The 25546-nt window shown below is 69.9% G+C and carries 26 protein-coding genes and 1 pseudogene; 18 read left to right on the top strand and 9 right to left on the bottom strand.

Annotated features, from left to right (window positions below; all coding sequences use genetic code 11):
• Positions 1-45: 45 nt before the first annotated feature.
• The 5 genes and pseudogenes from GGR71_RS10470 to rlmM all read left to right on the top strand — a co-directional run bounded on the left by GGR71_RS10470 (position 46) and on the right by rlmM (position 3105).
• Entirely contained in the window at positions 46-426 is a 381-nt protein-coding gene (locus tag GGR71_RS10470; RefSeq protein WP_160963800.1) for an STN domain-containing protein, read from the top strand.
• A 59-nt stretch (positions 427-485) separates the two neighbouring features.
• Positions 486-893 (top strand): hypothetical protein, encoded by a 408-nt coding sequence (locus tag GGR71_RS10465; protein WP_160963798.1) that lies wholly within the window; start codon positions 486-488, stop codon positions 891-893.
• Entirely contained in the window at positions 893-1450 is a 558-nt protein-coding gene (locus tag GGR71_RS10460; RefSeq protein WP_184451900.1) for a nucleoside deaminase, read from the top strand. Before GGR71_RS10465 ends, GGR71_RS10460 begins: the two co-directional genes overlap by 1 nt.
• Positions 1451-1464: 14 nt before the next feature.
• Positions 1465-1860 (top strand): annotated as a pseudogene (locus GGR71_RS21055) (N-acetyltransferase family protein); the annotation flags it as partial.
• A gap of 198 nt (positions 1861-2058) precedes the next feature.
• Positions 2059-3105, top strand: coding sequence for a 23S rRNA (cytidine(2498)-2'-O)-methyltransferase RlmM (gene rlmM, locus GGR71_RS10455; protein ID WP_237474668.1), 1047 nt, complete (start codon positions 2059-2061; stop codon positions 3103-3105).
• A gap of 526 nt (positions 3106-3631) precedes the next feature.
• Here the strand turns inward: rlmM and GGR71_RS10450 are convergent.
• Positions 3632-4747, bottom strand: a complete 1116-nt coding sequence (locus GGR71_RS10450; RefSeq protein WP_160963792.1) for a Gfo/Idh/MocA family protein — start codon at positions 4745-4747, stop codon at positions 3632-3634.
• Positions 4748-4872: 125 nt separating this feature from the next.
• On the opposite strand from GGR71_RS10450, the gene GGR71_RS10445 reads away from it, so the two are divergent.
• The 4 genes from GGR71_RS10445 (at position 4873) to GGR71_RS10430 (ending at position 7679) form a co-directional block, all read left to right on the top strand.
• The gene (locus GGR71_RS10445) at positions 4873-5772 is read left to right on the top strand and encodes an SMP-30/gluconolactonase/LRE family protein (RefSeq protein WP_160963790.1); all 900 of its coding nucleotides are present in this window, start codon (positions 4873-4875) and stop codon (positions 5770-5772) included.
• Positions 5773-5853: 81 nt separating this feature from the next.
• On the top strand, positions 5854-6576 hold the full coding sequence (locus GGR71_RS10440) for a hypothetical protein (protein WP_017907756.1): 723 nt from the start codon (positions 5854-5856) through the stop codon (positions 6574-6576).
• A gap of 46 nt (positions 6577-6622) precedes the next feature.
• On the top strand, positions 6623-7018 hold the full coding sequence (locus GGR71_RS10435; protein WP_160963788.1) for an EF-hand domain-containing protein: 396 nt from the start codon (positions 6623-6625) through the stop codon (positions 7016-7018).
• Between the two features lie 340 nt (positions 7019-7358).
• Positions 7359-7679 (top strand): EF-hand domain-containing protein, encoded by a 321-nt coding sequence (locus GGR71_RS10430; protein WP_160963786.1) that lies wholly within the window; start codon positions 7359-7361, stop codon positions 7677-7679.
• 259 nt (positions 7680-7938) lie between these two features.
• On the opposite strand, the gene comJ is transcribed toward GGR71_RS10430, so the two are convergent.
• The 3 genes from comJ to ubiH all read right to left on the bottom strand — a co-directional run bounded on the left by comJ (position 7939) and on the right by ubiH (position 11031).
• Entirely contained in the window at positions 7939-8421 is a 483-nt protein-coding gene (gene comJ, locus GGR71_RS10425; RefSeq protein ID WP_160963784.1) for a competence protein ComJ, read from the bottom strand.
• Between the two features lie 220 nt (positions 8422-8641).
• Complete coding sequence (locus GGR71_RS10420) at positions 8642-9820, bottom strand: UbiH/UbiF family hydroxylase (RefSeq protein ID WP_160963782.1); 1179 nt, start codon at positions 9818-9820, stop codon at positions 8642-8644.
• Complete coding sequence (gene ubiH / locus GGR71_RS10415) at positions 9817-11031, bottom strand: 2-octaprenyl-6-methoxyphenyl hydroxylase (protein WP_160963780.1); 1215 nt, start codon at positions 11029-11031, stop codon at positions 9817-9819. The genes GGR71_RS10420 and ubiH overlap by 4 nt, the downstream gene beginning before the upstream one ends.
• Before the next feature lie 143 nt (positions 11032-11174).
• Between ubiH and GGR71_RS10410 the strand changes: the two genes are divergently transcribed.
• From GGR71_RS10410 to GGR71_RS10370, 9 genes are all read left to right on the top strand, one after another.
• Positions 11175-11759, top strand: a complete 585-nt coding sequence (locus GGR71_RS10410; RefSeq protein ID WP_160963778.1) for a hypothetical protein — start codon at positions 11175-11177, stop codon at positions 11757-11759.
• Between the two features lie 5 nt (positions 11760-11764).
• Positions 11765-12319 (top strand): cob(I)yrinic acid a,c-diamide adenosyltransferase, encoded by a 555-nt coding sequence (locus GGR71_RS10405; protein ID WP_017913876.1) that lies wholly within the window; start codon positions 11765-11767, stop codon positions 12317-12319.
• Between the two features lie 24 nt (positions 12320-12343).
• On the top strand, positions 12344-13249 hold the full coding sequence (locus tag GGR71_RS10400) for a histone deacetylase family protein (RefSeq protein WP_160963776.1): 906 nt from the start codon (positions 12344-12346) through the stop codon (positions 13247-13249).
• 193 nt (positions 13250-13442) lie between these two features.
• Positions 13443-15794: an LPS-assembly protein LptD gene (gene lptD / locus GGR71_RS10395; protein WP_160963774.1), complete on the top strand. Its 2352-nt coding sequence runs from the start codon at positions 13443-13445 to the stop codon at positions 15792-15794.
• Complete coding sequence (locus GGR71_RS10390) at positions 15791-17152, top strand: peptidylprolyl isomerase (protein WP_160963772.1); 1362 nt, start codon at positions 15791-15793, stop codon at positions 17150-17152. Before lptD ends, GGR71_RS10390 begins: the two co-directional genes overlap by 4 nt.
• 3 nt (positions 17153-17155) lie before the next feature.
• Entirely contained in the window at positions 17156-18133 is a 978-nt protein-coding gene (pdxA, locus tag GGR71_RS10385) for a 4-hydroxythreonine-4-phosphate dehydrogenase PdxA (RefSeq protein ID WP_160963770.1), read from the top strand.
• 110 nt (positions 18134-18243) lie between these two features.
• Positions 18244-19038: a 16S rRNA (adenine(1518)-N(6)/adenine(1519)-N(6))-dimethyltransferase RsmA gene (rsmA, locus tag GGR71_RS10380; protein ID WP_160963768.1), complete on the top strand. Its 795-nt coding sequence runs from the start codon at positions 18244-18246 to the stop codon at positions 19036-19038.
• Positions 19039-19368: 330 nt separating this feature from the next.
• Entirely contained in the window at positions 19369-19752 is a 384-nt protein-coding gene (apaG, locus tag GGR71_RS10375; protein ID WP_010340000.1) for a Co2+/Mg2+ efflux protein ApaG, read from the top strand.
• Positions 19752-20669 (top strand): symmetrical bis(5'-nucleosyl)-tetraphosphatase, encoded by a 918-nt coding sequence (locus GGR71_RS10370; RefSeq protein WP_160963766.1) that lies wholly within the window; start codon positions 19752-19754, stop codon positions 20667-20669. The genes apaG and GGR71_RS10370 overlap by 1 nt, the downstream gene beginning before the upstream one ends.
• Before the next feature lie 353 nt (positions 20670-21022).
• Here the strand turns inward: GGR71_RS10370 and GGR71_RS10365 are convergent, their stop codons facing one another.
• The 5 genes from GGR71_RS10365 to GGR71_RS10345 all read right to left on the bottom strand — a co-directional run bounded on the left by GGR71_RS10365 (position 21023) and on the right by GGR71_RS10345 (position 25491).
• Entirely contained in the window at positions 21023-21565 is a 543-nt protein-coding gene (locus GGR71_RS10365) for a dihydrofolate reductase (RefSeq protein ID WP_184451898.1), read from the bottom strand.
• A gap of 65 nt (positions 21566-21630) precedes the next feature.
• Positions 21631-22425 (bottom strand): thymidylate synthase, encoded by a 795-nt coding sequence (locus GGR71_RS10360; protein WP_048490082.1) that lies wholly within the window; start codon positions 22423-22425, stop codon positions 21631-21633.
• Positions 22422-23330: a prolipoprotein diacylglyceryl transferase gene (gene lgt / locus GGR71_RS10355; RefSeq protein WP_160963764.1), complete on the bottom strand. Its 909-nt coding sequence runs from the start codon at positions 23328-23330 to the stop codon at positions 22422-22424. Before lgt ends, GGR71_RS10360 begins: the two co-directional genes overlap by 4 nt.
• A gap of 800 nt (positions 23331-24130) precedes the next feature.
• Entirely contained in the window at positions 24131-24622 is a 492-nt protein-coding gene (locus GGR71_RS10350; RefSeq protein ID WP_160963762.1) for a TPM domain-containing protein, read from the bottom strand.
• Entirely contained in the window at positions 24622-25491 is an 870-nt protein-coding gene (locus tag GGR71_RS10345) for a TPM domain-containing protein (RefSeq protein ID WP_456362608.1), read from the bottom strand. The genes GGR71_RS10350 and GGR71_RS10345 overlap by 1 nt, the downstream gene beginning before the upstream one ends.
• Between the last annotated feature and the right edge of the window lie 55 nt (positions 25492-25546).

The raw sequence follows: 25546 nt of genomic DNA, 5'->3' as shown, positions 1-25546 counted from the left end.
CCGCGCTGCCTAGACTGGCGCAGATCCTCCCACGGGAATCGCGCCATGCACACCGTCCTGCGCCGTTGCTGTCCCGCCCTCGCGCTGACCATCGCCCTCGCCGGCTGCGCGTCCTCCACCGCCCCATCCGGCACAACATCGGATTCGGCCGCCAGCGCCAACGCACCCACGGCGACCGGCAAGTGCGACGCCGTTCCCGACCATGCCTACGACCTGCCGGCCGGTCGCTTCGATGAGGTCTCACAGCAACTGGCGCACGCCACCGGCTGCATGGTCGTATACCGCGATCCCAGCCTCGCGTCGCTGCCGGTGAACGCAGTGAAGGGACAGGTCAGCATCCGCCAGGCGCTGCACCAGGCGCTGGACGGCACCGCGCTGCGGATCGCGGAAGAAAGCGCCGACGCGATGACCGTCGTGCGCCGCTGAGCCGGCGGCGCCGCGGGGGATTGCTACCATGGCCGCACTCCACCGCACGGAAGGTCGCCATGTCCCGCCATTTCGCGTCGTTGCTGTGCTCCCTGTGCCTGCTCGCGGGCATGCTGCTGTCCAGCGCCTGCGCGCGCAGCGAAACCGCCAAGCCGGCGGAGCCGGCACCCGCACCGACGGCCTCCGCGCCGGGCCTGCCGGTCAAGGTCGACAGCAGTTGCCGCACCGATGCCGACTGCACGGTCAAGAACGTCGGCAACTGCTGCGGCGCGATGCCGGCCTGCGTCAACCGCGACAGCCCCACCGATCCGCAGGGGGTGATGGCGCAGTGCCAGGCCAGCGGGCGCATGAGCGTGTGCGGCTCGCGCGCCATCGCCGGCTGTTCCTGCGTGGCCGGGCAATGCAGCGCACGCCCCGCCCAAGCCGATACACTGCGCGCCCCCCCGCCTGCCGAACCCGTCCGCTGATGCTCTACGCGCAAGTCCACCTCACCCTGCCCGCCTGGATCCACGAGGCGGTCGATCCGCAGGCGGTCTACGCCAGCGACGCCGACAAGGTCGCGCTGGCCATCGCGCTGTCGCGGATGAATGTCGAGCACGGCAGCGGCGGTCCGTTCGGTGCGGTGGTGTTCGACGGCGACCGCATCGTCTCGGTCGGCGTCAATCGCGTGGTGCCGCACAACACTTCGCTGGCCCATGCCGAAAACATGGCCTACATGCTGGCCCAGCAGCGCGTCCAGAACTTCCGCCTCAACGCGGCCCTGCCCGGCCCGGTCACCCTGGCCACCTCGTCCCAGCCCTGTTGCCAGTGCTTCGGCGCCACGGTGTGGGCCGGCATCGACCGGCTGCTGATCGGCGCACGCGCCGAGGACGTCGAATCGCTGACCGAATTCGACGAAGGCCCGCTGCCGGCCGACTGGGTCGGCGAACTCAACAAGCGCGGCATCGATGTGGTGCGCGACCTGCACCGCGACGACGCACGCGCGGTGCTGGCCCACTACGGCCAGCACGGCCCGCAGTACTGACGGCCGCCGCTTCGATGCCCGCGAACACGACGCCAGCCGTCCTCTCCCCGGACGTGACGCTCCGGCGCTTGGCCCTCGCCGATGCATCCGCACTGAAGGCCTGCCGTCTGGCCGGGTTGCAGGAAGCGCCCGAGGCCTTCATGACGACCGCGGCCGAGGTCGACGCGACGCCGCTGGCGCAGTTCGAGGCCGAACTGACCGACGCCGACATCCACTATATCGGCGCGTTCGATGGCCAACGGCTGGTGGGCTTCATGCGCGGCGTGCGGTTGTCGAGGCGCACGCGGCGCCACGTCGCCGAAGTGCGCAGCGTGGTCGTGATGGCCTCGCATCGCCGGCAAGGCATCGCCGGCCGCCTGCTGTCGCAGCTGATCGAGCAGGCGCGCAGCGCCGGCATCGACGCCTTGCTGCTGACCGTGGTCGCCACAATCTGCCGGCCCGTGGCCTGTACGAGATGGCCGGCTTCCGCGTCTATGGGGTCGAGCCGCGCGCCATCCGCCGGGATGGCCGATACGAGGATCAGATCCTCATGCGCCTGGCACTGCAGGCGCCCGACCGATGAGCGGGCACACTCCGACCGGATCGCGCCGCTTCGTGGGCGGGCGCCCATGAAGACCATCGGCCTGTTGTGCTATTGCCGCCAGGGCTTCGAGCCGGAGCTGGCGGCCGAACTGACCCAGCGCGCGGCCGACGCCGGGCTGGCCGGCTATGCCCGCACCCAGCGCAACGAAGCCTACGCGGTCTTCGCCTGCGAGGACGCGGGGGTGGCCGAGGCGCTGCCTTGGCGCTCGCTGGTGTTCGCCCGCCAGACGTTGGCGCTGATCGCCGAGTTGCGCGGGCTGGACCCGGCCGATCGCATCGCGCCGATGCTGGAGGCATTGCAGGGCCTGCCCAGGCTCGGCGATGTGTGGGTGGAGCATCCGGATTCGGACACGGCCAAGCCCTTGGCCGGACTCGCGCGCAGCTTCGGCAACGCGCTGCGTCCGGCGCTGCGCAAGGCCGGCCTGCTCACGCCAAAGGACGACCCGCGGCTGCCGCGGCTGCACGTCCTGTTCGTCGCCGGCGACCACGCGCTGCTGGGCGTGGCCCAGCCCGGCGAGGCCGCGCCGTGGCCACTGGGCATCCCGCGCCTGCGCCTGCTGCCCGAGGCGCCCTCGCGCTCGGCTCTGAAACTGGAGGAAGCGCTGCTGGCGCTGCTGACCCCGCACGAGCGCGAGACGCTGCTGCGCCCGGGCATGCGCGCCGCCGACCTCGGCGCCGCCCCCGGCGGCTGGACCTGGGTCCTGACCCGCCAGCATCTGCACGTGACCAGTGTGGACAACGGCCCGCTGCGCCAGCACGTGCTCGACAGCGGCCTGGTCGACCACCTGCGTGCCGACGGCTTCCACTGGAAACCGCCGCAGCCGCTGGACTGGATGGTCTGCGACATGGTCGAGCAACCGCGCCGCGTCGCCGAGCGCATGGCCACCTGGTTCCGCGAGGGCTGGTGCCGGCACGCGATCTTCAACCTGAAGCTGCCGATGAAGAAGCGCTGGGACGAGACCCGGCTGTGCCTGGACCTGTTCGCCGAGCGCGCCGAACGCCCGCTGCAGCTGCGCGCCAAGCAGCTCTACCACGACCGCGAAGAGATCACGGTGCTGGCGATCCCGGGCTGAGCGGATCGCCGCGCCCGCCCTTGCGGGAGTCAACTGTCATGCAGCCGCGACAAGCGAAGCCGAAAGCCGACTGACACTCTCGGTCGTCGGGACTGAAGTCCCTCCCACAAGGATGGTCCAGCCCACTCCCTGTGGGAGCGGCTTCTGGGCACCTCTGACAACCTGGACTTCAAAACTTGCGGGCGAGACAAATCCGTCGCTTGCGAATGATCCGGGTCGGGTTTCGGGGCTTGTCAGAAGCGTCCTTCCGTCGCGACGGGGCTACACCGGCAACGCCCGTCGCGACTGGAGTCTCTCCCACAAGCAATGGGCTGGGGCCTCTTGTGGGAGGGACTTCAGTCCCGACGACGGAAGGTGCCAGGCGGCATTGGGCTTGGCTCCTCGCGACGGAAGCCTGCAGGCACACGTTCCTGCGCTGGCGCAACGCCATCGCACACGACCGCGCCCCTTACGCGCCTCCTGCCATCGCCGCTGCATGACAGTTGACTCCGCCAAAGACTCACGCAGACGCGACGACGTCACCGCGCTACAGCACGATCCGCGCCCCATCCGCACGCGCCGAGCGCTGGATCGCCTCGACGATGCGGATGTCGCGCAGGCCTTCTTCGCCGGGCACCCGCAGCGGCGTGCCCTGCAGGATCGCCAGCGCGTCCTCGTCCATCTGCAGCGCCTGCTGGTGCCGCACCCGCGCATCGAACAGACGGCCATCGCTGGTCCGGCCGCGCACGCCGTCGTAGGCCTGGAACGGCGCCAGTTCGTACCAGCCGTTCGCGCACTCGGCGCGCAACAGGTTCATGGTGCGGCCGAAGCTGGCAGCGCAGATGGCGGTCACCTCGTGCGGGAATTCCAGGGTGAAGTGCATGTGCTCGTCGACCTCGTCGAACAGCGCCGGCCGCTGCGTGGAACGCCGCGCACTGACCGCCAGCGGCTCGGCGCCGGTCGTGTAGCGCGCCGCGTTGAGCGGATACACGCCCATGTCGTACATCGCGCCGCCGCCGTACTCCGAGCGCAACCGCCATGGCCGCTGCGCCGGGTCGGTGTCGCCATAGCCGGTGTAGCCCGCCTCCGCGCGCACGCTGCGCACCGCCCCGAACGGGCGTTCGCCGGCCAGGGCGATGACGCGCCGGGTATTGGGCTCGTGCTGCATGCGGTAGCCGATGCTCAGCCGCACCTTGTTGCGCGCGCAGGCCGCGATCATCGCCTGCGCCTGCTCGGCGTGCAGCGCCATCGGCTTCTCGCACCACACGTGCTTGCCGGCGGCGGCGGCGCGGATGCTCAGCGGCGCGTGCAGGTGCGGCGGCGTGACCACGTAGACGACGTCGATGTCCGGGTTGTCGGCGATGCGCTCCAGGTCGTCGTAGCTGTAGACGTTGCGATCCGGGATGCGGTAGCGCGCCTGCCACGGCGGGATCTTCTGCGGCGAGCCGGTGACGATGCCGGCCAGGCGGCAGTGCCTGGTCAGGGTGAGGCCCGGTGCCAGACGGCTGCTGGCGTACTCGCCCAGCCCGACCAGGGCCACGCCCAGCGGCTTGCGCCGTCGTGCCGGCGTGTCGCCCCACGCCGGCGACCCCAACAGGCCAGCGGCACCGGCGGACAGGCCGGCCAGCAACAGGCGGCGGCGATTCGGCGAGGACGGCTCCATGCGCAACTCCGACCGGAAGGATTCTCCACCCTAACCGCTTGCGCGGCATCGGCACTGTGAGCGCCATCGCGCGATGCGCCGAGGCCTCTGGCACACTGCCGCCTCCGCTTTTCCCGGAGACGCCGATGCGCTGCCGCCCACTGCTCGCCGCCCTCGCCCTGCTGCTGGCTGCCCCGGCCGGCGCGCAGGAGACGCTGTTCCAGGCCCGCGACCTGGTCGGCGATGGCGTGTTCACCGACAAGATCGAAGGCCCGGCCACCGGCCCGGACGGTGCGCTGTACGTGGTCAACTTCGCCCACGACGGCAGCATCGGCCGGGTCCAGCGCGATGCCGACGGCCACGCGCAGGCGAGCCTGTTCGTGGATCTTCCCGACGGCAGCATCGGCAACGGTATCCGCTTCGATCGCCGCGGGCGCATGCTCGTGGCCGACTACGGCCGGCACCGCATCCTGCGCATCGCCCTGCGCAGCAAGCGCATCGAGGTCTACGCCGCGCTACCGGGCGCGTTCCAGCCCAACGACATCGCGATGGCGCCGGACGGCACCCTGTACGCCAGCGACCCCGACTGGAAGCACGACGGCGGCCAGCTGTGGCGCATCGACCGCGACCGCAGCGCGCACCTGATCGAGACCGGCATGGGCACCACCAACGGCATCGAGGTCAGCCCCGACGGCAAGCGCCTGTACGTCAACGAGAGCGTGCAGCGGCGGATCTGGGTCTACGACCGTGCGGCCGACGGCGCCGTATCCAACAAGCGGCTGTTCGCCAGCTTCGCCGACGCCGGCCTGGACGGCATGCGCTGCGACGTCGACGGCAACCTGTACGTGGCCCGCTACGACGCCGGCAAGGTGATCGTGCTGGCGCCGGACGGCACGCTGCTGCACGAGGTCGCGACCAAGGGCCGCAAGCCCACCAACCTGGCCTTCGGCGGCGCCGACGGACGCGATGTCGACGTGACCCTGCAGGACCGCGGCGCGATCGAAACCTTCCGCAGCGATCGCCCCGGGCGCGAGCACGGACGCTGATGGGATGCGTATCGCAGCGGCGTCTCAGCCCGCGCAATGGCCACCTGGCATCCTGGCTGCACTGACTGGAGGGCCGCGCACATGCAGCCGATCGAACTGAACAACCCGGCCGGCTTCGCCGACGAATTCCTGCGCCTGACCCTGCTGCAGGGTTTCCAGTCGCTGACCAAGCGCGACCTGGAACTGCTGATCTTCGTGTTGCTGGAACGCGACGGCGCGATCTCGCGCAGCGATTCCAACAACGCGGTGGCGATGCGCCTGCGGGTGACCCCTGCCAAGGTCAAGGGCCTGCGCCGCGACGGCTACGCGCGCTGGCGCGCGCTGGTGCCCGAGGACAACGAGGCGGCACTGCAGCGCATCGTCGCCACCGTGCTCACCGAGGACAACCTGCGCGCCGGGGCCAAGCACGTCAGCGAGCGCAGCAAGAAGGACGGCTTCCTGGCGATCCGCATCGAACACCCCGACGACCAGCAGCGCTTCGAACAGGCCATCGTCGACGTCGGCGCCATGCCCGTGTACGAGCGCAACCGCGACGTGATGGCGGTGCGCTTCGATACCCTGCTGAAGATCGCCGAACGCTGGGGCTACCTGCAGCCGGAGCCGGAGAAGGTGACGCACGAACTGCAGAAGCTGGCACCCACCGCCGAGGAAGTCGCCGATCTGTTGAAGAAGGACGTGAGCAAGCTACGCTGGGAGGACGTGCGCCGCGCGCTCAACAGCCTCGGCGCCAAGGCCGTCGCCAGCACCGCCGAGGGCGGGCTGAAGGGCCTGTTGAAGCTCGCGTTTCCGTTCATCCCCGGCTGAGCGCCGGGGCCATCATTCCATCGTCGTCCCGGAGTCCGTCGTGTCCATGCCCTGCCGTTCCCTCGTCCTGCTCTGCTGCCTGTGCGCCTGCGCCGCGCCGGCCGCGGCGCAGAACCTCAACACCACCTCCAGCGCCACCACCGAGCCGCTGCGCGACGTGCCGGTCAACGTGCGCGCGCAGCCGCTCAGCAACGGCGTGGTGACCCACCAGGTGCAGTTGCCGGCCACGCCCGGCGAAGCGCAGGTGACCGTGCGCAGCATCCAGCCCGACCGCGTCGCCGGCAGCTATCGCATCGACTTCGAGGCGCTGGACACCGACCACGACGGCTCCATCAGCCGCAGCGAAGCGCAGGCCAATCCGTCGCTGGCCGACGAGTTCGACGCGTTGGACACCTCCCACAGTGGCCGTCTCAGCCGCGCGCAGCTGGCCGGCTGGCTGTAGGGCGTCTCGCATCACGCCGGTATGCATTCTGTAGGAGCGGCTTCAGCCGCGACGGGGCGTTACCGGTAAACCCGTCGCGACTGAAGCCGCTCCTACAGGCAGGCTGCATCCGGCTTGCGTGTCGCGTAAGCAGATCATGCGAAGCGTGCTGTAGCCGCGCCGACGTGCGTCCGGCACCGCCATGGCGGACGCCGTGGCGGCGTGAGCCGCGTTGGAGCACGCATTGGAAACGCTTGCTAAATGGCGCCTGCGCGCACGTGCGAATGCCCGATTTTTTTAGTGTCGATTAATTTGGCCGGGCCTATGTTCTTGACTCCTTCCCAGCAACAGGAGTCGTGCCATGAACCGCATCGTTCCTCGTCTCGTCCCGTTTGCGCTTGCGCTGCTTGCCGCGCCGGCGCTGGCCATGGCGCAGTCGGCGCCGGACGAAGTGACGCTCCACCAGAACGGCCAGATCATCAACGTCACCTCGGTCGAACCCAACTCGATCGTCGGCGACTACCACATCGATTTCGCCAAGCTCGACCGCAACCATGACGGCTACATCAGCCGCGCCGAGGCCAAGGCCGATCCGACGCTGTACGCCGAGTTCGACGCCGTCGACGTGCATCACCACGGCCGCCTGAGCAAGGCCGACCTGCAAGGCTGGATGTCCACGTGACGCGAGCCACGCGTCGACCGACCCGCATCCTTTCCACCACACGCGCCGCCTGCGGCCTTTCTGCCGCACGCGGCGCGATTGTTTTCTGGCGCAGCAACATCGCAAACACCGGCAATGCGAGCGCCGCAGCATCGCGCAACCGCCTCACCCAAGCGGCCACCGCCAGCGCCGCTGCATCGGCCCGATCTCCTCGCAGCGCGTGTGGTCTACCAAGCCGCGCCGCTCCGCCGCCCGGCCTCGCCCACCGCGCTGACGATGGCTACAGCATTCCTTCCTGCAATGGCGCATCCTGTGCCCCGCCCCAGGGATCGTCCAGCAGATAGCACGCCGTCACCGGCTGCGTCGCCGGTACCAGGGTGAGCCGGTAATACACCTCTTCGTCGCCTTCGCACACTTCGTAGTACAGCGCGTAGTCGCCGGGCGGCAGCGCCAGCGTCACGTCGAAGGCCTCGGCGGCAGACGCCACCTGCACCCGTGCGTCCGCATTCACCCGGAACGGCACCTGCATGCGCCGCTGCGCACGCGGGTCGGGCGCGAACGCCGTGGCCAGGGTCAGGTACACGTGTGCGCCGAACGCGTCCTCCGGCAACGGATCGAACACCACGTAGTCGCGATGCAGGATCGCCCCCTGCTCCAGATTGCGCGGCCCCCAGCGGCAGGCGGCGGCGTCGAAGGCGCGGGCGCGCAGCTGCAGCTGGCTGTGGGAAATCAACAGATCCACGGCCTGTGTCGCGTCTTGCATCGTCATCCTCCATGGCAGGGCGCGGCCTGCGTGCGGCGCTTCGCGCCCTACCCTCACCCCAACCCCTCTCCCGAGGGGAGAGGGGCTCAAGCAAACCAGCCGAAGCTGGCTCTTCCTTCTCCCTCCGGGAGAAGGTGCCCCGAAGGGGCGGATGAGGGTACGGGCGCCGCTCGGCGCGTGGTCAAATCCTGCGGCTGCCGCGTCCGGCCGGCCCGTGCGCCTACACGCCGGACGCGCGCTTCCAGAAACCGTGCATCAACAACGGCAGCTTGCCGGCCAGGCCCAGCAGCGGCCCGCGCAGCAAAGTCAGGTGCAGCTCGTCGTTGGAGAACAGGCGGTTGATCGCATCGAAGCCATAGGCGGCCACGGTGTTGTCGCTGCGGCGGCCGCGCGCCCAGCGCGCCAGCCGCTGCGGCGCGGCCCAGTCGACCCGCTGCGCCTGCGCCTGCCGCACCAGCGCCGCCAGTGCGGCGACGTCGCGCAGGCCCAGGTTGACGCCCTGCCCGGCCAGCGGATGCACCACGTGCGCGGCATCGCCCAGCACCAGCAGGCGGCCGCGCTGGTAGGCCTCCACCAGTTGCCGGCGCAGCGGGAATCCCAGCCGCGGCGACAGCGCGCGCACCGCGCCCAGGCGGGCGCCGAAGGCCTGGGTCAGTTCGGCGCCGAACGCCGCATCGTCCAGCGCCAGCACCCGCGCCACCTCGGCCTCGGGCAGGGTCCACACGATCGAACTGCGGCCGTCGGCGAACGGCAGGAACGCCAGCGGCCCGCCCGGCAGGAAACGCTGCCAGGCCGTGTCCTGGTGCGGTTGTTCGGTCTGCACGAAGGCGACCACGCCGCGCTGGCCGTAGTCGTGCGCCGGCGCGTCCAGTCCGGCCAGCCCGCGCAGCGTGGAATCGGCGCCGTCGGCGGCGATCGCCAGGCGCGCGTCCAGGCGGCTGCCGTCGTCCAGGCGCAGGCGCGCGCGCTCGGCCGAGGGCTCCAGCGCCTCGACCCGCGCCGGGCAATGCACCTGCACGCCGGCCGCCGGCAGCGCCGCCCACAGCTGTTCGACCAGCAGGTTGTGTTCGACGATCCAGCCGAGCTGGTCGCGGCCCAGGGCGTCGGCGTCGAAGGCCAGCTCGCCACCGCCGCCGGCATCCCACACGCGCATGCGCCGGTACGCGCTAGCGCGCTGCGCCAGCACCTGCGGCCAAACGCCCAGACCCTGCAGCAGCGCCACGTTGTCCGGGGCAAAGGCGTACACGCGCAGGTCCGGCGTGTCGGCCGACCAGCGTGGCGGCTCGCGGCCCTCGACCAGGGCCACCGCCAGGCCTTCCCCAGCCAGGGCCAGCGCGCAGGCCGCGCCGACCACGCCGCCGCCGACCACCACCACATCCAGCACGCCGCGCCGGCTCATGCGCGCGCCTCCCGGCACAGTTGCGGCACGTCGCCGCGGAAGCCCATCGCGCCGCCGACCAGGAACGACTGCAGCGGCGCGGCCTGCGCCGCCGCCAGCAGGCCCAGGCTGCGCAGCGGGCGCAGCAGCGGGGTCGGATTGGCGGTCAGTCGCGCCAGCCCGCCGGAGAACGTCACCGTGCGCTGGCGATCCTGCTCGCGGCGCTGCGCGTACTGCTGCAGCAGCGCCGGCGCGCCCGGGTCGGTGCCGTCGCGCTCGATCAATTCGGCCAGGGTCAGCGCATCGCGCAGGCCCAGGTTGAAGCCCTGCGCGCCCAGCGGGTGCAAGGTTTGCGCGGCATTGCCCAGCAGCACCGCGCGCGCGTCGGTCAGCCGCTCGGCCAGCACCTGCACGATCGGGTAGGCGCTGCGCTCGCCGCTGCCCAGCAGGCGGCCGACGCGCCAGCCCAGCGCATCCTGCAGGCGCTGCAGCCAGGCGCCCTCGTCCAGCGCCGCCACCGCCGCGGCGTCTTCGGCGGCCACCGCGTGGATCGCGCCGTAGTGGCGGTCGCCGCGCGGCAACAACGCGGTCGGGCCGTCGTCGCGAAACCGCTCGTAGGCGGTGCCGTCGGGCTGGCGGCTGCCACGCACCCGCGCCACGAACAGGGTCTGCTGGAAATCGTGCCGCGTCGCGGCGATGCCCAAGGCCTCGCGCACCGCGCTGGCGCTGCCATCGGCACCCACCAGCAGGCGCGTGTGCAGGACCTGCTCGCTGCCATCGCGCACGATGCGCAGGCGGCGCACGCCCTCTTCGATGTCGGCCTCCAGCGCCACGAACTGCGCCGGGCGGTAGCGGGTCAGTCGCACCGTTGCCGCCAGGCTGGCCTCCAACGCCTCGCCGAAGTCGCGCGCCACCACCACCTGGCCGAAGGCCTCGCGTCCGTAGTCGGCCGCCTCCAGCCGCACCCGACCGAAATCACCGGCACGGCTGACGTGGATGCGGCGGATCGGCCCGGTCGGCGCGCGCAGCCGCTGCATCACCCCGAGCGCGCCCAGCGCGTTGACGGTGGCGGCGGCGAAGCTGAGGTTGCGCTGGTCGAACACCGGCGGCAACGCGCCCGGCGGTGCGGCCTCGACCAGGCCCACGTCGATCCCCAGCCAGTCCAGGGCGATGGCCAGGCTGGCACCGACCAGGCCGCCGCCGACGATCACTACGTCATGTCGTTTGCTCATCCGGCCATGATACGGCCCGCACCCGTCTGCCCGGTGAGCGCGACCGCCCAGCTCGCGCTGCGCAGGCCGCCCGGTGCGCGGCACTCGCGCACGCCGCGCTTCCAGTAGAATCCAGGGTCTTACGTGCCCCGGTGCCCGCCGCCATGACGCCTTCCGCCCACCGCCTCCCCGCCCTGCTGCTGTTGACCGCGCTGCTGGCCGCTACCCGCATCAACCACTTCGGGGCGATCCCGGACGCGTCGTGGGCGGTCTTCTTCGTCGGCGGCTTCTACCTGCGCAGTTGGACCCGCTGGGCGTTCCCGCTGCTGATGGCGCTGGCGGTGCTGGTCGACTACCTGGTCATCCGCGGCCAGGGCCTGGATTTCTGGCAGCACTACTGCGTGTCGCCAGCCTACTGGTGCCTGATCCCGGCCTACTTCGTGCTGTGGGCGGGCGGCGCCTGGCTGGCGCGGCGCTACCGCGGCGCCGACTGGCGCACGCTGGGCCTGGCCGCCGCCAGCCTGCTGGTAGCGGTGGCGCTGTGCCACCTGCTGGCGCAGGGCAGTTTCTACTGGGTCAGCCGCAGCGTGCCGAACCCGACCCTGGCCGGCTGGTGGCAGAACTACAGCGACTGGCTGCTGCCCTACCTGGGCAGCGCCAGCCTGTACGTGGCGCTGGCCGCGGCGATCCAGGTCGGCGTCGAGCAGCTGGCGCGGCTGGGCCAGCGCGGCCAGCCGGTCGGTCACTGACCGGGATGGGCAACCGCCTCTCCAAGATCTACACCCGCACCGGCGACGACGGCAGCACCGGCCTGGGCGACGGCAACCGGGTCGGCAAGGACTCGGCGCGGGTCGCCGCCTACGGCACCGTGGACGAGGCCAACTCGGCGATCGGCGTGGTCCTGGCCTGCCCGCTGGCCGAAGACGTGCGGCACCTGCTGACCGCCATCCAGCACCAGTTGTTCGATCTCGGCGGGGAGCTGTGCATCCCCGGCCATGCCGCGATCCATGCCGCCGACATCGACGCACTGGAACGGCACCTGGACCGCTACAACGACACCCTGCCGCCGCTGCAGGATTTCATCCTGCCCGCCGGCGGCGAGGCCGCGGCGCGCTGCCACCTGGCCCGCACCATCGTGCGCCGCGCCGAGCGCGAGACCGTGGCCCTGTCGCGCCAGGACGCGGTGCGCCCGGAAGCGGTGCGCTACCTCAACCGGCTCTCCGACCTGCTGTTCGTGCTGGCGCGGGTGCTGGCGCGGGCCGACGGCCACGGCGAAGTGCTGTGGCGCCACGACCGGCGCCAGGCCTGAGCGACGCCCGGGCCGCGGCCACGCATGCTGATCTACACCCATCCTGCCTGCCTGGGTCACGCGCCGGGACTGGAGCATCCGGAACGGCCGCAGCGCCTGGAGGCAGTCACCACTGCGCTGCGCGAGGCCTTTCCCACGCTGGAATGGCGCGAGGCGCCGCTGGCCAAGCTCGGCGACCTGGCCCGGGTCCATGAGCGCGACCTGATCGATCGCGTCCTGGCCGACCTCGACGGCCCGCAGATGCTCGACGTGGACACGGTGCTCTCGCCCGGTTCGCGCGCCGCCGCGCTGCGCGCCGCCGGCGCCGGCGTGGCCGCGGTGGACGCGGTGATGCACGGTGTCACGGACACCGCATTCTGCGCGGTCCGCCCCCCCGGCCACCACGCCACCGCCGACACCGCGATGGGTTTCTGCCTGTTCAACAACGTGGCCGTGGCTGCCGCCCACGCCCGCGACGCGCATGGGCTGGAGCGGATCGCCATCGTCGATTTCGACGTGCACCACGGCAACGGCACCCAGGCGATCTTCGAGCGCGAACCCAAGGTGCAGTACCTCAGCACCCACCAGTCCGGGCTGTTCCCGCACACCGGCGGGGTCCACGACCGCGGCGTCGGCAATCTGCACAACGCATTGCTGCCGCCGGGCAGCGGTGGCTTCCGCTTCCGCAACACCTGGGCCGACCAGATGCTGCCGCTGCTGGACGCGTTCAAGCCGCAGCTGCTGCTGATCTCGGCCGGCTTCGACGCGCACATGCGCGACCCGCTGGCCGATCTGATGCTGGAAACCGAAGACTTCGGCTGGATCACTGCCGAACTGCGCACGGTGGCGCAACGGCATGCGCGCGGCCGGGTGGTGTCCCTGCTGGAAGGCGGCTACGACCTGCAGGCCCTGCGCGAGGGCAGCGTCGCCCACGTCGACGCGCTGCGCTGAGGGCGCGTCATCCAGCCCAGGTAATGCCACGCCGTGGCTGGGCGCCGTCGGCCAGGCCACACGGCGTGCTCGGGAATCGATGGCACACCCTGGACACCGATGAACCCCGTCCCTCGGCCCCGGGACGCCTTCATTGCCCCTATGCACGGGATGGGGCAAGCTAGCGACCGTTTTCGCCCGATACCTGACGCGCGTGCGCCGAACCCTTCGCCTGCTCCCTCTTCCGTTCAGTATCGCCCTCTGCCTGCCGGCCGTGGCGGCTGAAAAGCCGCCGAACTGGGGCCTGTGCCCGACCCCGGACGTGCTGCCCAAGTTCGACGACGCGCAGCAGCCGGACCCCAAGCTCGCGCAGAACCGCGACCAGCAGCCGACCAATATCGAAGGCGACCAGCTGTCGGGCACCACCACCATCCCGAACTACACCGGCAACGTCGCGCTCAAGCGCGGCGACCAGTTCATGGGGACGGACAGCCTGCGGGTGGACACCGAGACCGGCAACTACATTGCCGAGGGCCATGTGCGCTACCAGGATTCGTCGATCCGCATGATCGCCGACCGGGCCGAAGGCAATCAGGACACCGATACCCACAAGATCACCAACATCCGCTACCAGCTGCTGGCCCGACGCGGCAACGGCAAGGCCGACTCGGTCGACCTGCAGGGCGCGCTGGGGCAGATGCACCGCTCCACCTACACCACCTGCGACCCTTCGCAGCGGGTATGGGAACTGCACGCGCCGGAAATCGACGTCGACAACGACGAAGGGTTCGGCACCGCGCGCAACGCGATCCTGAAGATCTACAACTTCCCGATCCTGTATGCGCCCTGGTTCAAGTTCCCGATCGACGATCGCCGCACCAGCGGCTTCCTGTTCCCGGCGATCGGCATGTCCAGCCGCAACGGCTTCGACTACACCCAGCCGTACTACCTGAACCTGGCGCCCAACTACGACGCCACGCTGTATCCGCGCTTCATGGCCCGGCGCGGCCTGATGCTGGGCAGCGAATTCCGCTATCTCTACGAAGGCGGCAAGGGCGAACTGCAGGCGGCCTACCTGCCTGACGACAAGCTGCGCGACAAGGATCGCGGCCGCTTCAGCTACCAGGGCTACCACAACATCAATTCCCAGTGGCAGGCGCGCGCCTCGGTGGCCTGGGTCAGCGACGAGCGCTATACCGAAGACTTCTCCAACCGCCTGCTCGGCAATGCGGTGTCCAACATCCAGAGCACGATCGGCGTCTACGGTACAGGCGAGACCTGGACTGCCGGCCTGATGGCCGACCGCTGGCAGCTGACCGACTACACCCTGACCGAGGACGCGCTGCCGTACAACCGCCAGCCGCGCGCCTTCTTCAACTGGGACCAGTCGTTCGGCAACTACTTCGAAGCCGGCCTGTACAGCGAAGCCGTGCGCTTCGTGCACGACGACATCCACCAGAAGACCACCGACGGCACCTACGAACGCACCGGCGTGGTCACCCCACGCCCTGGCGGCAGCCGCCTGGACCTCAAGCCCTACATCTCGATGCCGCTGGCCGGCGCCGCGTGGTTCCTCAAGCCGACCCTGGCCTGGCGCTATACCGCCTACCAGTTGGACAAGGACCTGGCGGCCACGCTCGGCGGCGACACCACGCCCTCGCGCAGCCTGCCGATCGCTACCGTCGACGCGGGCCTGTACTTCGACCGCGATACCAAATGGGGCAACACCAACTATCTGCAGACCCTGGAACCGCGGCTGTTCTATCTGTACACGCCGTACCGCGACCAGAACGACCTGCCGATCTTCGATACCCGCGAGTTCACCTTCAGCTGGGGCCAGCTGTTCCGCGACTCGCGCTACACCGGCGCCGACCGCCAGAACGACGCCAACCAGCTGACCATGGCGCTGAGCTCGCGCCTGCTGCGCCAGGACGACGGCAAGGAGAAGCTGTCGGTCAGCCTCGGCCAGATCCTGTATTTCAGCGATTCGCGGGTCAGCCTGCCGGACAGCGACACCACCATCGAGCAGGGCAAGTCGGCCTGGGTGGCCGATGCCAACTACATGATCAACGACCGCTGGAACCTGGGCGCCACCTATCAGTGGGATCCCAAGTACCACCGCAAGGACCTGGCCAGCTTCCGCACCCGCTACCTGCTGCCCGGCGACGGCATCATCAACCTCAGCTACCGCTACCGCCGCGACCTGCTGGAACAGGCCGATGTGTCGTTCCTGTACCCGATCAATCCGACCTGGAGCCTGGTCGGGCGGCATTACTACTCGCTGATGGACAAGAAGCCGCTGGAGAGCATCCTCGGCGTGCAGTGGGACAGTTGCTGCCTGGCCGTGCGGGCGCTGGCGCGGCGCTATGTGCGCAACCGCACCGGCGCGCTGGATACCGCGTTCCAGATCGAGTTCGTGCTCAAGGGCCTGTCGTCCCTGGGCCAGGACACGGACCGTGTTCTGCGCCGTGCTATTCTCGGCTACAACCGCGACGACCTGTACTTGGTCCCGCCCAGCAACACCACGACCGATCCGGACGCTTACGATCCGAACCAGATTCCATGACCAAGACCCTTTCTGTTTTTCTCGCCGCTCTGATGGCGATCGCTGGCGTGTCCGTTCCGGCCGCCGCGCAACAAACCCAACCGCTGGACCGCATCGCCGCGGTGGTCGACGAGGATGTCGTGCTGCAGAGCGAGCTGGATCGTGCCGTGCGCAACGTGAAGGCGCAGTATGCCGGCCGCGAGGCGCAGCTGCCGCCGGATAACGTGCTGCAACGGCAGGTGCTCGAGCGCCTGGTCCTGGTCAAGCTGCAGGTCGCGCGCGCCAACAGCACCGGCATCCGCGTCGGCGACGACGAGCTGAATCGTGCCATCGCCAGCATCGCCCAGCAGAACGGCACCGACGTGGACGGCCTGCGCAAGAAGCTGGCCGCCGACGGCATGTCCTACACCGACTTCCGCAACTCGGTGCGCGACGAGATCACCGTGCAGCGCCTGCGCCAGAGCTTCGCGCAGAGCCGCATCAACGTCAGCGAGGCCGAAGTCGACGCGGCGCTGGCACAGCAGGCCACCACCGGCACCCAGTATCACCTGGCGCACATCCTGGTCGGCCTGCCGGAAGGCGCCACCGCCGAGCAGATCAAGACCGCGCAGGGCAAGATCGACGGGGTCAAGAACCTGATCGACAAGGGCGAGATCGACTTCAACGCCGCCGCGGTGCGCTATTCCGACAGCCCCAACGCGCTGGAAGGCGGCGATCTGGGCTGGCGCAGCCTGGACGAGATCCCCAACGCGTTCGCGCAGTTGATCCGCGACATGAAGCCGGGCCAGGTCGCCGGCCCGCTGCGCGGCCCCAGCGGCTTCCAGTTGCTGAAGCTGGTCGAAGTGCGCGACGCCTCGGCCAATCCGGAAAAGAAGACCGTCACCGAGTACCACGCCCGCCACATCCTGATCCGGGTCAACGACGCGCAGCCCGATGCGGCCGCCAAGGCCAAGATCGAGACCCTGCGTGCGCGCATCGCCGGCGGCGCCGACTTCCAGGCCGTGGCCAAGGAAGCCTCGGAAGACACCAACAGCCGCAGCCAGGGCGGCGATCTGGGCTGGTTCCCGGCCGACGCGTTCGGTCCGGACTTCGGCCACCAGGTCGCGGGCCTGCAGGATGGCCAGGTGTCGCAGCCGTTCCGCACCGAGGCCGGCTGGCACATCGTGCAGCGCGTCGGCGAGCGCCAGACCGACGTGACCAGCGACACCCAGCGCGCCCAGGTCCGCGAGACCATCGGCCGCCGCAAGCTGGAAGAGGAATACAACCGCTTCCTGCAGGAAATGCGCGGCGAAGCCTACGTCGACCTGCGCGTGGGCAACACCGACGCCGCCACTACGCCGGCGGCCACGCCAGCGCCGGCGCCCGCCGCCAAGCCCTGATCCATGCGCCCCTCGCTCGCGCTGGTGCCGGGCGAGCCGGGCGGGATCGGCCCGGAGCTGTGCGTGCGGCTGGCGCAACAGCCGCGTCACGATTGCCAGCTCCTGGCCTTCGCCGATCCCGACACCTTGCGCGCCGCCGCGGCGGCGCTGTCGCTGCCGCTGCAGCTGCTGCCCGAATCCAGCCCCGCCCTCGCCCCTGGCGACCTGCGCCTGCGCACGGTCGCCAATGCCGTGCCCAGCCGCTTCGGCGCGACCGAACCGGCTAACGCGGCCGCGGTGATCGCTGCGCTGACCCAGGCCGCCGATGCCTGCCTGCACGGCGAACTGGACGGCGTGGTCACCGGCCCGGTGCACAAGGCCGCGATCAATGCCGGCGGCATCGCCTACACCGGCACCACCGAACTGCTGGCCCAGCACGCCGGCCGCGAGGTGGTGATGATGCTGGCCAATGCCATCGTGCGCGTGGCCCTGGTCACCACCCACCTGCCGCTGCGCGCGGTCGCCGATGCGCTGACGCCAGTCCTGCTGGAACGCAGCCTGCGCATTACCGAAGCCGCGCTGCGCCACGAATTCGGCATCGCCGCGCCGACCATCGCGGTGCTGGGGCTGAATCCGCATGCCGGCGAGGATGGGCACCTGGGCCACGAAGAAATCCAGGTGATGCAGCCGGTGCTGGACACCTTGCGTGCTGAAGGCATGCGTCTGCTCGGCCCGCTGCCAGCCGATACCGCGTTCCTGCCGCAGAAGCTGGCGACCGTGGACGCGGTGCTGGCGATGTACCACGACCAGGGCCTGCCGGTGCTCAAGTACAGCGGGTTCGAGCAGGCGGTCAACCTGACCCTGGGCCTGCCCTACCCGCGCGTAGCGGTCGACCACGGCACCGCGCTGGAACTGGCCGGCCGCGGTGTGGCCGACCCATCCAGCCTGTTCGCCGCCACTGCGCTGTGTGCGCAGCTGGCTGCGCGAAAAGGGTCTGCGTAGGAGCGGCTTCAGCCGCGACCGGGCATTCCCGATAGCGTCCTGTCGCGGCTGAAGCCGCTCCTGCAGGTACAGCGCGCGCCATCGCGGCGCATGCCGATAAAATGCCCGCCATGACTTCCTCTTCCGGCTTCGGCGCCCCGGCCAAGAAATCTCTCGGCCAACACTTCCTCAGCGACCGCCACTACATCGACAGCATCGTGCGCGCGGTCGACCCCAAGCCGGGCGACCGGCTGGTCGAGATCGGTCCCGGCCAGGGCGCGATCACGTTCCCGCTGCTGCGCCGGCACGGCCGGCTGACCGTGATCGAGTTCGACCGCGACCTGATCGCGCCGCTGACCGCGGCAGCGGCCGACATCGGCGAACTGACCATCCTCAACCGCGACGTGCTGTCGGTGGATTTCGCCGCCCTGGCCGAGGGCGCGCGCATCCGCCTGGTCGGCAACCTGCCCTACAACATCTCCTCGCCGATCCTGTTCCATGCGCTGGACCACGCCGCTGCGATCGCCGACATGCACTTCATGCTGCAGAAGGAAGTGGTCGACCGCATGGCCGCCGGTCCCGGCAGCAAGGTCTACGGCCGGCTCAGCGTGATGCTGCAGGCCTACTGCGAGGTGACCTCGCTGTTCGTGGTGCCGCCGGGCGCATTCCGGCCGCCGCCGAAGGTGGATTCGGCGGTGGTGCGGCTGGTGCCGCGCCCGCCGCAGACGGTGGGCATCGCCGATCCGAAGCGCTTCGCCGATGTGGTCCGTGCCGCGTTCGGGCAGCGCCGCAAGACCCTGCGCAACGCCTTGAACGGCGTCTGCGATGCCGCGCAGTTCGAGGCCGCGGGCGTGCGCCCGGATGCGCGTGCCGAGCAGCTCGAGGTCGCCGACTTCGTGCGTCTGGCCAACCTCGCGCACGCCTGAGCGGACGTCCCGCGCAGCGCAGCCTGCGCGCTGCGAACGCCTCCGCGAGCGTCGCGCGCCGCACCTTGCATCCCGGCGCAGGCATCGCGCTGGCCTGCGTCGCAGGCATGGCGGCGACGGCACCGCCTCGACGCCGCAGCGCGGCCATCCGCACGACACGAGCCACCCCGCTAACGGCGGTCCTGCTGGACGCTGTCCGCGTAACAAGAAGCCCACCCAGGCGGCTCGCCCACGCGGCAGCCAGGGCCACTGCCACGCGCCAGCGGCTTGGCAGTGGCAACCGTTGACGCATCTCGCCTCAAACGGCAAAACACGCTCTAAACTGTGGGGATGAACGATGACGCCCCTTATCGAATCGAGGTCGAAGTGTCGCCCCGATTCCTCGACGACCAATCGGCGCCGGAGGACGGACGCTACACGTTCGCCTACACGATCCGCATCCACAACCGCGGCCGCGTCGCCGCGCGGCTGATCGCCCGGCACTGGGAGATCACCGACGGCAACGGCCGCATCGAACGCGTGGACGGCGACGGCGTGGTCGGCGAACAGCCGCGGCTGCGCCCGGGCGAGGATTTCCGCTACACCTCCGGGCTGGTGCTGGAAACCGAGCACGGCACGATGCGCGGCCACTACGACATGGAGGCCGACGACGGCACCCACTTCATCGCCGCGATCGCGCCGTTCGTACTGTCCGTGCCACGGACCCTGCACTGATGGCGGTCTGGGCCATCGGCGACCTGCAGGGTTGCTACGACATCACCCAGCAGTTGCTGGAAAAGATCCGCTTCGATCCGGCGGTGGACCGGCTGTGGTTCTGCGGCGACCTGGTCAACCGCGGCGGACAGTCGCTGGAGACCCTGCGCCTGGTCCACTCGCTGCGCGAACACAGCGTGGTGGTGCTGGGCAACCACGACCTGTCGCTGCTGGCGATCGGCGAGCGCAGCCCGGACGAACAGCGCAAGGTCAATCCGGACCTGCAGCGCATCGTGCTGGCCGAGGACCGCGACGAACTGCTGACCTGGCTGCGCATGCAGAAGCTGCTGCACGCCGACCGCGAGCTCGGCTGGATGATGATCCACGCCGGCCTGGCGCCGAAGTGGACCACCGCGCTGGCCGAGAAGCATGCACGCGAGGTCGAGCAGCAACTGCATGGCAACGGCTATCGCAAACTGTTCCGCAACATGTACGGCGACCGCCCGGCGTGGTCGCCGGGGCTGACCGGCTACGACCGCTCGCGCGCGATCATCAACCTGTTCACCCGCGCCCGCTACTGCACCCCGCGCGGGCGCATCGCGATCGAGGAAAAGGGCACGCCCGGCACCCAGGCGCAGGGCCTGTACCCGTGGTTCGAGGTGCCGGGACGGGTCGAGCGCGACCTGAAGATTGTCTGCGGGCACTGGTCGACGCTGGGCCTGACCATCACCCAGGGTGTGCACGCGATCGACACCGGCGCGGTCTGGGGCGGCAAGCTCACTGCGTTGCGCCTGGACAGCGAGGACCTGCAGGTGGTGCAGGTCCCGGGCCGACCGGTGCAGGGACCGCCGCCGGCGGCGCGCAGCGGCACCCCGCGGCGGCGTGGCGCGCCGCACCGTGGCCCGGCCCCCGCTGCGCCTGCGCCAGAACAGGATTGATTCCCCAGATCGCCATACGAACGTGTGGGAGTCGCCTGTCATGCAGTCGCGACAAGCGAAGCCGAAAGCCGACTGACACCTTCATCGTCGGGACTGAAGTCCCAGTACAGTCCTCCGACAAGGCTAGCGCCGCACCTGTGGGAGCGGCTTCAGCCGCGACGAGCGAAGTACAAAACGACTTGGAACCTTCATGCGTCAGGACTGAAGTCCCTCCCACAGTGCACCCGGCAAGCTCGCCGCAAGACCCTGTGGGCGGCTTTAGCCGCGACGGGCTTTCCCTGTGTAACGTCCGTTGCGGCTAAGTCGCCCCAACACGCTCCTGGCTCTATGGCGTCAACGCCGCGAGCGGGCCTTTACACCGCGCCAGGCCGGCGCCGGTAATCCACGAACTCGAAGGCCAGCGCATGCCGCGCGTCGGCCGGATGCGCCTGCCGCGCCACTACGTCCCACTGCGCCGGATCGAACGCGGGGAAATGCGCATCGGCGCCGTCGACCACGGTGTCGACATGGGTCAGGTACAGCACCTCGGCCAACGGCAGCGCCAGGGCGAAGATGTCGCCGCCGCCGATCACCGCCAGCTCCGAGGCGCCGGCTGCACGCGCCGCGTCGAGCGCCGCCTGCAGCGACGCCACCGGCTGCATGTCCGCGAACGGCACCTGCCCCGAACGCGTCATCACCAGGTTCAAGCGCCCGGGCAGCGCGCGCCCCAGCGACTGCGCGGTCTTGCGCCCCATCAGCACGGGCTTGCCGAGCGTGAGTGCCTTGAACCGCTTCAGGTCGTCCGGCAAGCGCCACGGCAAATCATTGTCGCGACCAATCGCATTGGCCCGATCCAGCGCCGCGATCAGGGAAATCCGGGTCCCGGGACCCGGGACCCGGGACTCGTCGCTCCGCATCTGCCCCGATATCGCTGCTTGTGCTTTTGCCGGGTCCCGGGGCCCGGGTCCCGAGTCCCGGCTACTCATACCGCCACCGGCGCCTTGATCGCCGGATGCGGGTCGTAGCCCTCGATGGCGATGTCGTCGTAGGTGAAGGCGAACAGATCGGTGACCGCCGGGTTCAGCCGCAACTGCGGCAACGGCCGCGGCGTACGCGCCAGTTGCTCGCGTGCCTGCGCGAAGTGATTGGAATACAGGTGCGCGTCGCCCAGCGTGTGCACGAAATCGCCCACGCCCAGGCCGGTGGCCTGCGCCACCATGTGGGTCAACAGCGCGTAGCTGGCGATGTTGAACGGCACGCCCAGGAAGATGTCGCCGCTGCGCTGGTACAGCTGGCAGCTGAGCTTGCCGTCGACCACGTAGAACTGGAACAGGCTGTGGCACGGCATCAGCGCCATCTGCGGCAACTCGGCCACGTTCCAGGCGCTGATCACCAGCCGCCGCGAATCCGGGTTGCGCTTGATCTCGTCCACCAGCCACTGCATCTGGTCGATCTCGCGGCCGTCGGCGCCGGTCCAGCGCCGCCACTGCTTGCCGTACACCGGGCCAAGTTCGCCCTGCGCATCGGCCCACTCGTCCCAGATGCTGACCTTGTTGTCCTTCAGATAGGCGATGTTGGTCTCGCCCTTCAGGAACCACAGCAGCTCGTGCACGATCGAGCGCAGGTGCAGCTTCTTGGTGGTGACCAGGGGGAAGCCATCGTTGAGATCGAAGCGCATCTGCCAGCCGAACACGCTGCGCGTGCCGGTGCCGGTGCGGTCGGCTTTCTCCGCGCCGCGCTCCAGCACGTGCTGCAGCAATTCCAGGTACGGCTTCACTTGGCCACCTCCGGCGGCGGCACCGGCTGCAGCACCGGCGCGCTGCGCGAGCGCCACAGCAGGAACAGGCCGAGCAGGATCAGCGGGATGCTCAACTGCTGGCCGCGCGTCAGCCAATGGAACGCCAGGTAGCCGAGCTGCGCATCCGGCACCCGCACGAACTCCACCGCGAAACGGAACACGCCGTACAGCAACGCGAACAGGCCGGACACCGCATAACGCGCACGCGGCTTCATCGAGAACGTCCACAGCACCACGAACATCACCAGCCCTTCCAGCACTGCTTCGTACAGCTGCGACGGATGGCGGGCATAGCGGTCGAGCAGGCCTGCGGCGTACTGCTGCTGCAGTTGTGCGGTGCTCATCAGACTCTCCAGCGCGGGTGCGTTGGCCACCCCGTCCGTCGCTGGCGCGTGCGGAAAGATCACGCCCCAGCCGGCGTGGGTCAACTTGCCCCACAACTCGCCGCCGACGAAATTGCCGATGCGGCCGAAGCCCAGGCCCAGCGGCACCAGCGGCGCGATGAAATCGACGGTGTCGAAGAAATGCAGGCGCGCCTTGCGCGTCCACCACAGGCAGGCCGCCAGCACGCCCAGCAGGCCACCGTGGAAGCTCATGCCGCCGTCCCACACCTTGAAGATCAGCAGCGGGTCGGCCAGGAAATCGGACAACGCGTAGAACAGCATGTAGCCGATGCGCCCGCCCAGCACCACGCCGAGCATCGCGTAGAACAGCAGGTCGGAGAAGCCGTCCTCGTTCACCCCGGGCAGGCGCCCGGCGCGGATGCGGCGACGGCCCAGCCACCAGGCCGAGATGAAGCCGGCCAGATACATCAGCCCGTACCAATGCACCTTCACCGGCCCGAACGAGAAGGCGATGGGATCGATCTGGTGGAGATAGGTCATGCGCAAGCGTCGGCCGGGGGCAAAGAGTGCCTATTCTGCCACTGACTCCGCTGGTTGCCGCGACTTGCGGACGGCACAGCGGGGTGGCGCTTCATCTGCCGGCAGGCGCACGCGTCTGCCGCTGACTCCGCTGGTTGCCGCGATTGCGGACGGCACAGCGGGGGTGGCGTCTCATCTGCTGGCAGGTGCACACGTCTGCCACTGACTCCGCTGGTTGCCGCGATTGCGGACGGCACAGCGGGGGTGGCGTCTCATCTGCTGGCAGGTGCACGAACCTGCCACCGACCGACCTCAAGACACATGCGCAGCCTGGATACCACGTGCCCCTACTTCCTTGTGGAAGCGGCGCATGTGACCTCCGAGCCACCGGCCTCGACGAGCAGAGCCATCGGGTTCACTCCGGCACTCTCGCGTCGGGACTGAAGTCCCTCCCACACCACTACCGCTCGCGCAAATGCAGGAGTGGCATTACCCCCATGTAGGAGCGGCCTCAGCCGCGACGAGCACAACCATCAGGCCCCAGCCCGGCGCTATCGCAGCGGGACTGAAGTCTCTCCCACAACACCGCTGCCTCCCGCCGATGTAGGAGCGACCATTGCCGCAATGTGGGAGCGGCTTCAGCCGCGACGAGCAGAGCCATCAGGCTCCAACCCGCCACTCTCGCGTCGGGACTGAAGTCCCTCCCACAACACCGGCGGATCGCACACAGGCAGGAGCAGTGCCCCCGATGTCCACGGCTCGGCCAGGACGGGACGCCGCATGTCATCTGCTGGCCGGGCAAGCCCAGCGCCGCAGCACACTCAATCCAGCACCTGCGGCAGGTTCGGCAATTCGTTATCGCCCTGCTGGCCCGGCTGTGCGGGGAAGTGCGCGGCCAGCAGTGCCGAGACCGCGCCGACGCCGGCGATCACAGCCTGCTCGGGCTGGCCCGCGCGCATGTCGCGCTCGATCAGTGCACAGACCTGGCGCCACTGTGCGGCATCCACACGCCCGTGCAGGCCGCGGTCGGCGACGATCTCGATGTGGTGATCGGCCAGCAGCAGGTAGATCAGTACGCCGTTGTTGGCGTCGGTATCCCAGGTACGCAACTGCGCAAAAGCCTGCTCGGCGCGCAGCCGTGGGGTCATGCCGCGCAGCACCTGCGCCGGCGCCAGACCCGATTCCACCGCGAACATCACCTGCCCGCGATGCAGGCGCTCGCCCTCGGCGATCGCCGCGCCGATGCGCTCCAGGCTGGCCGCCGGGAACAGGCGCTGTGCGGACGGCGCGAACAGGTGCCGGAGCAGGCGCATCACCAGCTCCCCGAGGCGCCACCGCCTCCGGAACTGCCGCCACCACCGCCCCAGCCGCCTCCGCCGCCGCCCCAACTGCCGCCACCGCCACCCCAGCCTCCGCCGAAGCCGCCGCCTCCCCAGCCGCCCCATCCGCCACCGCCGGCCGAGCAGCCCGGCGCGATCCCGACGAACAGGCCCAGCAGCAGGCCGATCGCGCCGGTCAGCGCAGCGACGAACAGCGACAGGCTCAGCAACAGGCCGACGCCGCCACCGACCACGCCGCTCAGCACGCCGCGCATGGGGCGCGACAGCCGCGCGAACAGCACCTGCGCGACCAGCGCCGCGAACAGTCCTGCGAAGAACCCGAATCCCAGGCCGCCGCCGCGCGAGGCCGAGGCGTGCGCGCTGACCGGCGCAGGCAACGCTTCGCCGTCGATCAGCTTGACCAGCATCGCGGTCGCTTCGGAAATCCCGCCGCTGTAGTCGCCGGCGCGGAAACGCGGCACTAGGTATTCCTGGATGATGCGATTGGCGGTGGCATCGGGAATCGCGCCTTCCAGGCCATAGCCGGGCTGGATGCGCACGCGCCGGTCGTTCTTGGCCACCACCAGCAGGACGCCGTCGTCCACGCCCTTGCGGCCGAGCTTCCACTGGTCGAACACGCGCTGGGTGTATTGCTCGATGTTCTCCGGCGCGGTACTGGGCACCACCAGCACCTGCAACTGGCTGCCCTTGCGCTGCTGCAGCTGCACCGCCTGCCGGTCCAGCTCCAGGCGCTGGTTCGGCGTCAGCGTGCCGGTGGTGTCGACCACCGGCGCATCCAGCGGCGGGATCGGCGCCTCCGCCTGCGCCCAGGCCAGCCAGGGCAGCAGCGCCAACAGCAGCACAAGCCAGACGCCGGCGTGCCGGCGAGATACACGGCGAGCCGCACTGCGCGACGCC

It is taken from the genome of Xanthomonas sp. F1 (genome assembly GCF_014199855.1).
This window is presented reverse-complemented; position numbering and strand designations above follow the sequence as displayed.

What these genes read in the sequence shown, in the direction of transcription:
- GGR71_RS10470 (WP_160963800.1), top strand. Translation starts at nt 46, where the DNA reads ATGCACACCGTCCTGCGCCGTTGCTGTCCCGCCCTCGCGCTGACCATC.
- GGR71_RS10465 (WP_160963798.1), top strand. Translation starts at nt 486, where the DNA reads ATGTCCCGCCATTTCGCGTCGTTGCTGTGCTCCCTGTGCCTGCTCGCG.
- GGR71_RS10460 (WP_184451900.1), top strand. Translation starts at nt 893, where the DNA reads ATGCTCTACGCGCAAGTCCACCTCACCCTGCCCGCCTGGATCCACGAG.
- rlmM (WP_237474668.1), top strand. Translation starts at nt 2,059, where the DNA reads ATGAAGACCATCGGCCTGTTGTGCTATTGCCGCCAGGGCTTCGAGCCG.
- GGR71_RS10450 (WP_160963792.1), bottom strand. Translation starts at nt 4,747, where the DNA reads ATGGAGCCGTCCTCGCCGAATCGCCGCCGCCTGTTGCTGGCCGGCCTG.
- GGR71_RS10445 (WP_160963790.1), top strand. Translation starts at nt 4,873, where the DNA reads ATGCGCTGCCGCCCACTGCTCGCCGCCCTCGCCCTGCTGCTGGCTGCC.
- GGR71_RS10440 (WP_017907756.1), top strand. Translation starts at nt 5,854, where the DNA reads ATGCAGCCGATCGAACTGAACAACCCGGCCGGCTTCGCCGACGAATTC.
- GGR71_RS10435 (WP_160963788.1), top strand. Translation starts at nt 6,623, where the DNA reads ATGCCCTGCCGTTCCCTCGTCCTGCTCTGCTGCCTGTGCGCCTGCGCC.
- GGR71_RS10430 (WP_160963786.1), top strand. Translation starts at nt 7,359, where the DNA reads ATGAACCGCATCGTTCCTCGTCTCGTCCCGTTTGCGCTTGCGCTGCTT.
- comJ (WP_160963784.1), bottom strand. Translation starts at nt 8,421, where the DNA reads ATGCAAGACGCGACACAGGCCGTGGATCTGTTGATTTCCCACAGCCAG.
- GGR71_RS10420 (WP_160963782.1), bottom strand. Translation starts at nt 9,820, where the DNA reads ATGAGCCGGCGCGGCGTGCTGGATGTGGTGGTGGTCGGCGGCGGCGTG.
- ubiH (WP_160963780.1), bottom strand. Translation starts at nt 11,031, where the DNA reads ATGAGCAAACGACATGACGTAGTGATCGTCGGCGGCGGCCTGGTCGGT.
- GGR71_RS10410 (WP_160963778.1), top strand. Translation starts at nt 11,175, where the DNA reads ATGACGCCTTCCGCCCACCGCCTCCCCGCCCTGCTGCTGTTGACCGCG.
- GGR71_RS10405 (WP_017913876.1), top strand. Translation starts at nt 11,765, where the DNA reads ATGGGCAACCGCCTCTCCAAGATCTACACCCGCACCGGCGACGACGGC.
- GGR71_RS10400 (WP_160963776.1), top strand. Translation starts at nt 12,344, where the DNA reads ATGCTGATCTACACCCATCCTGCCTGCCTGGGTCACGCGCCGGGACTG.
- GGR71_RS10390 (WP_160963772.1), top strand. Translation starts at nt 15,791, where the DNA reads ATGACCAAGACCCTTTCTGTTTTTCTCGCCGCTCTGATGGCGATCGCT.
- pdxA (WP_160963770.1), top strand. Translation starts at nt 17,156, where the DNA reads ATGCGCCCCTCGCTCGCGCTGGTGCCGGGCGAGCCGGGCGGGATCGGC.
- rsmA (WP_160963768.1), top strand. Translation starts at nt 18,244, where the DNA reads ATGACTTCCTCTTCCGGCTTCGGCGCCCCGGCCAAGAAATCTCTCGGC.
- apaG (WP_010340000.1), top strand. Translation starts at nt 19,369, where the DNA reads ATGAACGATGACGCCCCTTATCGAATCGAGGTCGAAGTGTCGCCCCGA.
- GGR71_RS10370 (WP_160963766.1), top strand. Translation starts at nt 19,752, where the DNA reads ATGGCGGTCTGGGCCATCGGCGACCTGCAGGGTTGCTACGACATCACC.
- GGR71_RS10365 (WP_184451898.1), bottom strand. Translation starts at nt 21,565, where the DNA reads ATGCGGAGCGACGAGTCCCGGGTCCCGGGTCCCGGGACCCGGATTTCC.
- lgt (WP_160963764.1), bottom strand. Translation starts at nt 23,330, where the DNA reads ATGACCTATCTCCACCAGATCGATCCCATCGCCTTCTCGTTCGGGCCG.
- GGR71_RS10350 (WP_160963762.1), bottom strand. Translation starts at nt 24,622, where the DNA reads ATGCGCCTGCTCCGGCACCTGTTCGCGCCGTCCGCACAGCGCCTGTTC.